Source organism: Pseudomonas sp. 51_B (genome assembly GCF_017491595.1).
In the GTDB taxonomy this organism is placed as follows: Bacteria; Pseudomonadota; Gammaproteobacteria; order Pseudomonadales; family Pseudomonadaceae; genus Aquipseudomonas; species Aquipseudomonas promysalinigenes.
Window position 1 is genome coordinate 1 of the sequence record NZ_JAFGYW010000095.1, and the last position, 635, is coordinate 635.

General features: G+C 50.4%; 1 rRNA gene. It reads right to left on the reverse strand.

Annotation, left to right across the window (positions count from 1 at the left end):
• Positions 1 to 456: ribosomal RNA gene (locus tag J5M56_RS23810) — 16S ribosomal RNA — on the reverse strand; the annotation flags it as partial.
• Positions 457 to 635 lie beyond the last annotated feature (179 nt).

Sequence of the window (635 nt, forward strand, 5' to 3'; positions counted from 1 at the left end):
CTTACTGCCCTTCCTCCCAACTTAAAGTGCTTTACAATCCGAAGACCTTCTTCACACACGCGGCATGGCTGGATCAGGCTTTCGCCCATTGTCCAATATTCCCCACTGCTGCCTCCCGTAGGAGTCTGGACCGTGTCTCAGTTCCAGTGTGACTGATCATCCTCTCAGACCAGTTACGGATCGTCGCCTTGGTGAGCCATTACCTCACCAACTAGCTAATCCGACCTAGGCTCATCTGATAGCGCAAGGCCCGAAGGTCCCCTGCTTTCTCCCGTAGGACGTATGCGGTATTAGCGTTCCTTTCGAAACGTTGTCCCCCACTACCAGGCAGATTCCTAGGCATTACTCACCCGTCCGCCGCTGAATCAAGGAGCAAGCTCCCGTCATCCGCTCGACTTGCATGTGTTAGGCCTGCCGCCAGCGTTCAATCTGAGCCATGATCAAACTCTTCAGTTCAATACTGCTTGGGTTTTTAAGAAACCCTAAACTTGGCTCAGCAATCTCAAATGACTATGTGATTTCTCGCATGGCCACTTGTGATGCTGATAATCTTTGTGACTATCAGTCCGTACTCACAAGCACCCACACGAATTGCTTGATTCGATTTGTTAAAGAGCGTTTGGTTAAGAGCGTTT